General features: G+C 46.7%; 5 protein-coding genes. 2 read left to right on the top strand and 3 right to left on the bottom strand.

Features of this window, described 5'->3' with window-relative positions; genetic code table 11:
* A partial coding sequence (locus AC4E7D_RS07310; protein ID WP_490173159.1) for a zinc-dependent metalloprotease occupies positions 1 to 2,176 on the bottom strand: 2,176 nt, incomplete at its 3' end.
* Between the two features lie 340 nt (positions 2,177 to 2,516).
* Here AC4E7D_RS07310 and AC4E7D_RS07305 point away from each other — a divergent pair.
* Complete coding sequence (locus AC4E7D_RS07305; protein WP_490173156.1) at positions 2,517 to 3,149, top strand: hypothetical protein; 633 nt, start codon at positions 2,517 to 2,519, stop codon at positions 3,147 to 3,149.
* A 367-nt stretch (positions 3,150 to 3,516) separates the two neighbouring features.
* A complete protein-coding gene (locus tag AC4E7D_RS07300) occupies positions 3,517 to 3,930 on the top strand; it encodes a hypothetical protein (protein WP_490173155.1) in 414 nt (137 codons plus the stop codon).
* Between the two features lie 58 nt (positions 3,931 to 3,988).
* Here the strand turns inward: AC4E7D_RS07300 and AC4E7D_RS07295 are convergent, their stop codons facing one another.
* Together AC4E7D_RS07295 and AC4E7D_RS07290 are read right to left on the bottom strand one after the other, a co-directional pair.
* Positions 3,989 to 5,422: an SLC13 family permease gene (locus AC4E7D_RS07295; RefSeq protein WP_490173154.1), complete on the bottom strand. Its 1,434-nt coding sequence runs from the start codon at positions 5,420 to 5,422 to the stop codon at positions 3,989 to 3,991.
* An 84-nt stretch (positions 5,423 to 5,506) separates the two neighbouring features.
* Positions 5,507 to 6,334: hypothetical protein (locus tag AC4E7D_RS07290; protein ID WP_490173153.1), on the bottom strand; the 828-nt coding region annotated here is incomplete at its 5' end.

The raw sequence follows: 6,334 nt of genomic DNA, 5'->3' as shown, positions 1-6,334 counted from the left end.
CTATCCTTCTGCCCGTACGCAGTTCAGACCACAGACCGTTGCGGAGGTCGCGCATCATTTCTAACAGGGTATAGGCTTCCCTGCCGTTAAGGGCTTCATTTTCAATTAAACGTGCCATCTTGCCTAAACTCAGCACGTTGTTCAATGCCCTGACCTGCATGGAACGCACACGTTCCACAAAGCCCGAATACTGGATCTTTCCAAATAGTTCTTTGTCCAGGAGCCATTCCGGGGTTGCAAAAAGCTGTTCCTGCAAAAAGTCCATACACGCCTGCTGGTGTTCCTTGGCTACGTGAGTATATACGGCTCCATCCTGTTCGTAGGTTTTGTGGTATTCGTAAACCCCGCCAATATTGTTCCCCACGTGGCCCATGTAGCGGTTAAACTGACTGATAACCTGACCGTAGAGGGTTTCCAGGTCATCGTAGTTCTTACCTTCTTCAAAGGTCCATTCCGTGAGGTTGGGGACGATTCGTTTCAGGTTTTCAATTCCATACAGGCTGGCTTTAACAGCGTTGTCACCCAAATCCTCGGTTTGTGAGCTGGGATCTACAACATCGCCTACCTGCTGGTGCCCAAAACGGTATAGCGGGTCACCGGCATGTTCCAGGATCCATTGATCCAGGACCTCTTTTTCTTCCTTGGCCGTTTTATCCAGAATCGGACGGTACCCCCAGGAGATGGCATACTTATCGTAAATACCGATATTGGGCATAAGGGCCACGTCCCCGTCTTCGGGCTGGGCTACATAATTGAACCGGGCATAGTCCATAATAGAAGGGGCGGTGCCATACTTTTTCGTGAAGGTCTCAGACCTGAGGGAATCTACAGGATAGGCCACACTGCTCCCCATATTGTGTGGCAGGCCAAGCGTATGCCCTACCTCATGAGAAGAAACAAAACGGATCAACCTTCCCATCACCTCATCTTTAAAGGCTACCCCCCGGGCATCCGGGTTAATCGCAGCGGTCTGAACGAAGAACCAGTTGCGCAACAGGGTCATTACGTTGTGGTACCAGTTGATGTCTGATTCCAGAATTTCACCACTCCTTGGATCGCTTACGTGAGGGCCGTTTGCATTGGGAATAGGCGAGGCAAGATATCGCACTACGGAGTACCGCACATCTTCCGGAGACCATTCGGGGTCCTCTTCCGGGGAGGGCGGGTCCTTGGCAATAATGGCATTTTTAAAACCAGCGGCTTCAAAAGCTACCTGCCAGTCTTCAATCCCTTTTTTGATAAAAGGAACCCATTTCTTTGGGGTTGCCCGGTCTACGTAATATACGATGGGCTTTTTGGGTTCTACCAGTTCCCCACGTTTAAATTTCTCAATGTCTTCGTCCTTGACTTCCAGTCGCCATCGGTCCAGATAGCGAACGGTTTTGCTCTCCTGGGCTTCCAGTCCGTAATCTACCTGTCCACGGGCAAACCATCCTACGCGCCGGTCGAAATACCTTCTTTTCATAGGCTCTTCCGGCAGCAGGATCATGGAATTGTTGATCTCAATTGAAATGGATCCCACACTGCCATTAGAAGGCGGACTGGAGGCATTATAGGTCTTTACGTGCCGCGCCTCGATATTTAATGGGTAGCTCTTTAAGGACTCAATGAAACTGCGCTTTTCATCAAGCCGGGTAACCTTGTATTGCTTTCTGTAGCGATCCGGCATCCCCAGGGCCTTGGCATCTTTTGTAAACAGCTCGTCTATCTGAATAACAGTAGCAGGGTTCAGGGAATCCTTTTTAAAGGCTTTGATATCGAAAGAATAAAGGACAGGTTCGAAATTAGAGTTTACTACGGCCTCATTCACCGGCAGGGAATCGGCGGCTACTACATTGTAGCTAACCACTCGCAGCAAAACCTTTTTCGGCTTTTTCTCCCAACGGAGTACCTGGGTATTGATCTTACCCCCACCGAATCCAATCCCGGATGCGGTTTTGGAAATACGGCTTACCATTAGCATTTCCCTTCCAAATAATGAATCGGGTATTTCGTAGTAGTATTTATCATCCACCACATGCACGTCAAAGAGACCTTCATCAGTGCTTGCCTCTTTGGTGACCACTTTATCGTAAGGCTGGATCTTGTCTTTTTTGCCATTGGACTTGGCCTTGGTCTCTGTGGCAGCTTTCTTTTTCTTTTTGAAGAGCTGGGCTTCGGCCTGCGGGGTGACCATGAAAAGGAAGAGAAAACAGGATACAATTTTCAAGTAGTGTCTGGGAATCATAAGCTGAGTTTTTTTGAAGAAATGATGCCAAATAACCGAAAAATAAACGGATTCTTTTGTTAAGGAAATCATAAGTGGCGGATTTCCCCCCAATCTCCCAAGATGTATATAAAGAACTATAAATCAAATAGATATATCAGTTTTAAATATTATTTCACTGCTGACAGGCCTTCTAAATGAGCTGTTAAACAGGGCGAATATCTGTAACAAACTGCTTTTTGTTCCGTCTTATATACAAACCAAAACAATTAAACGCTGTACCAACATTGGAAAGCAATCAATCAACGAAATGAACAAGTTATTACTAGTATGTGGATTGGTTATGCTGAGCACAACCACCACGCCGCAAGAAGAGATCGCCACATCAGAGTGCACTTATCAACAAGTGGCTTTGGGCACAGAAAATGCGGAAGTAAAAGTCATCGAAGTTCACACTAGCGAAGCGGCTACTCCCATCATAGCGCCCAGGTTGATAAGCAGGAACTTTCCCGATTCTCAGAAAGAATTGGATTTGAACGAAATCGTATTTATTGAAGAAGAAGAGGTTATCGACCTTGGTTTTGATACCGAGGATTATCTGCCCGAAGGCTTTGACGCAAATGAAGCCTACGTAGACCTCAAAAACATCACCTTTGTAGAGGAGGATGAAATTGAACTCGACTTCGATACTGCTTTGTATTTGCCTGAGGGATTTGATGCCTATGCAGTTCCTGAAGGGATAGAAGGAATCAACTATATGGAGGAAGAAGAGGTAATTGACCTGGGGTTTGATACAGCGGCCTATCTGCCCGAAGGATTTAACCCTTATGAAGTCTATTTTGACCTGGATTCCATCGTATATATCGAAGAAGAGGAGGAAATCATTTTTGATTTCAATACGGCCGATTTTTTACCCGAGGGATTTGATCCCTTCGCTCTATAGATAAATAGAATTGTTAGAAAGCATACTCTCATTTTCTAGCAGTTGTTTGATTAGTCAGCAATAAAGCCCCATTTCGGGGCTTTATTTTTTGCCCTCCCTGATCTTTGACGGATGCGCCTTCAATTTGATCGATTTAACAAAACTTTAACACGAATTTCCCCAAAATCAACTTGGCAATCCGGGATGATTTTTACTGCTACCTTGGCAAGAGAATTGAGGTTCCACTGAGAAGTTCGCAATGTTTGATCACAAATGTTAAAAAGCCCATTTTTATTACTGTTATGGGCAATTGTTAAGGGTATCAAAAGGACAATAATTCTCTCGAAAGGGGGTTGTATCTTTGTACCAAATTTTAAATATCATTGAAATGAGAAGAGAGATTTTAACAGGAATTATTGGGCTGGTATCTAGTGTGGTGGCCTTAGGAGCACAGACTGGGAATTCTCCACAACATACTAAGCAAAACGAAACAGATAAGGTAATCTTTATCGAGGAGGTAGCTCCCGTTGATTTGGGTTTTGATACAGCACTGTATCTGCCTGAGGGATTTGATCCTTACGCACATCCGGACAACTTTATGGACGTCTCCTTCATTGAAGAGGTGGCCGAAGTACAACTGGATTTTGATGTTCAGGAGTATCTCCCTGTAATGTTCGATCCTTACAAAAAGTATTTCGATCTGAATTCAATCGAGTATATTGAAGAGGAAGAAGTTATAGAGTTCGATTTTGAGATCCAGGATTATCTGCCTGCAGATTTCAGCCCTGTTTCAGCTTCTTAAAAAGCAACAATCAATTTTAAAATGAGAACCCGGTTGTTTAACCGGGTTTTTTTGTGCTCTAGAACAAGGCAGGCACCACAAACTGAAACAGAAGGATGAGCAGGCCAACCGAGATCAGGTTGAGAATGACTCCGACCCTGGCCATCTGGTGTACCTTAATATAACCTGAAGCAAAAACTATGGCATTGGGCGGGGTGGCCATGGGGAGCATAAAGGCACAACTGCTCGCGATGGTCACAGGGATAAGGAGATAAAGGATGGGGATGCCCAATCCCAGGGCAATACCCGCTACAACAGGCGCCAGCACGGCCACGAGAGCCACATTACTCATGAGTTCCGTCATAAAGAGCATGAGGAGGATAAGTAGGGAAGCTGTAAACAGGATGCCAATTTCACTACTGGCGATGGTCTGGGAAACCACATCTACAATTCCACTGGCAGACATGCCCTTGGCCAGTGCAAGTCCACCACCGAATAAAATAAGTATGCCCCAGGCAAGTTTGCGGGTGTCTGGCCAGATGAGGATGAATTCTCCCTTCTTTGGGTTATAGGGCAGCACAAAGAGGGCCAGGGCCCCCATAACACTAATTATGGTATCTGACAGGGCGAGGCCGGGGATAAACTTGTTGATCAACGTACGAAAAATCCAGAGGAACACTGTACACCCAAAAATAACGAGGACCATTTTTTCCCTGCCGGAAGTAGGCCCAAGTTTGTCCAGTTCCTGCTGTATGACCTCCCGGGAAGCGGCAAATTTCAATTGCCGGTTGGGGAACATCCACTTTACCAGGACCCAGTAGCAAATACTGAGCAAAATAATGGAAAAGGGCAGACCCAGGGTCATCCATTTCAGGAAGGACACCTCAATGTTATACTCATTCTCCAGGAGGCCAATAAGCACTGAATTAGGCGGTGTACCAATTACGGTGGCAATGCCCCCGGCGTTGGCGGAGAAGGCGATCCCCAGCATCACACTCAGGGCAAAGTTCTGGTCATTTTTGGTGAAACCGTCCGCATCGTTGATCAGGAGGCCGATGACCGACATGGCTATGGGTAGCATCACTACGGTACTTGCTGTATTGCTTATCCACATGCTCAGAGATGCCGTAGCGATCATAAATCCTAAAACAACACGGTTTGGCGTTGTTCCGGTGATCCGAATAATGTTAAGGGCTATCCTGCGATGCAGGTTCACCTTTTCCAGGGCGAGCGCCAACACAAAACCCCCGAAGAAAAGAAAGATGATCGGGCTGCCGTAGTTGGCTCCCACTTCTGCTATGGGCATCACTTTCAGGAGGGGGAACAGTATCAGGGGTAAGAGGGCTGTGACCGATATGGAAACGGCTTCCGTGATCCACCAAGTGATCATCCAGGCCGCCACGGCAATGACGGCATTGGCCTGCTCGTACCCTTCCAGCAGCACCGGGAGATTCAGGATCACCGTAAAAAGGAGCGGGCCTGCTACCAGTCCCGCTTTTCTGCTCAGACCCATGTCTGTTGTTTTGGGTCTAAGCTATTGTTTTTCTATTGGTTTTAAAAATCTGTGATCAGAACTCCTGATTTTACTCCCTAAACATCATTCCTGTACCAGGCTGATGGGATTCAGATCCAAATCCGTCTTCCCGTAGAACAGGTTAACCAGATCTTCATTGTCATAGCCGGCCACAAAAAACAATTCATTGTCTATCTGCCTGATCTCGGGCAGGTACTGTCCGCCATAGTGATACTCCTTAAGCAGGGAGCCTTCCGAATTGTATTTTTTAAGGAAGTCCCGGGTGGATATTACAAAGCTGCTACCAAGGCAAATAAGCGCCTGATTGTTCCCTGTTCCTTCGAAGTATTTCCGCTTTAAGGTGGTTCCCGTACTATTGGTAATACGCATTTCACCCAGCGCATACATTATAAGGTTCCCATTGTCCAGTTTTTCCAGGTGGAAACTGCCGTTGAGCTGGTCGCTGGTTGTTACCATGGCAGTAAGCTCAGAGTCCTCAAACACCACATAATCTGTCATGGTATACGCCTCGTCGAAATAGATAAGCAAAGGCTTATACATGGTAATATAAGGCGGGGTGCCACTTGCAGAGAACACTCCACCGTAGGCAACATAGCCACCTTCCACGGGGATCATATCCCCAATACTGGCGTTTTCGTGCCCCGGAATGGTCTTGGTGACCACCTGAAAGGCATCTCCATTGCTGTTTCGGATCTCTATTGCAGCCTGGTGGTAATCCCCGGATTTATCAGCCCCGTAATACAGGTAGTTGCCACCAACCTCTAACACGCCATAACTGTGTTTTTTAGCGGACTGTACCCCATTTAGGAACGCCCATCCGGCATCATAGGTGACCTCCTGGGTGCCATGCAGGCTGTTCAGGGTCCTGGAGAATACAAAATTCTTCTTTCC

Source organism: Lentiprolixibacter sp., from assembly GCF_982873095.1.
This window is presented reverse-complemented; position numbering and strand designations above follow the sequence as displayed.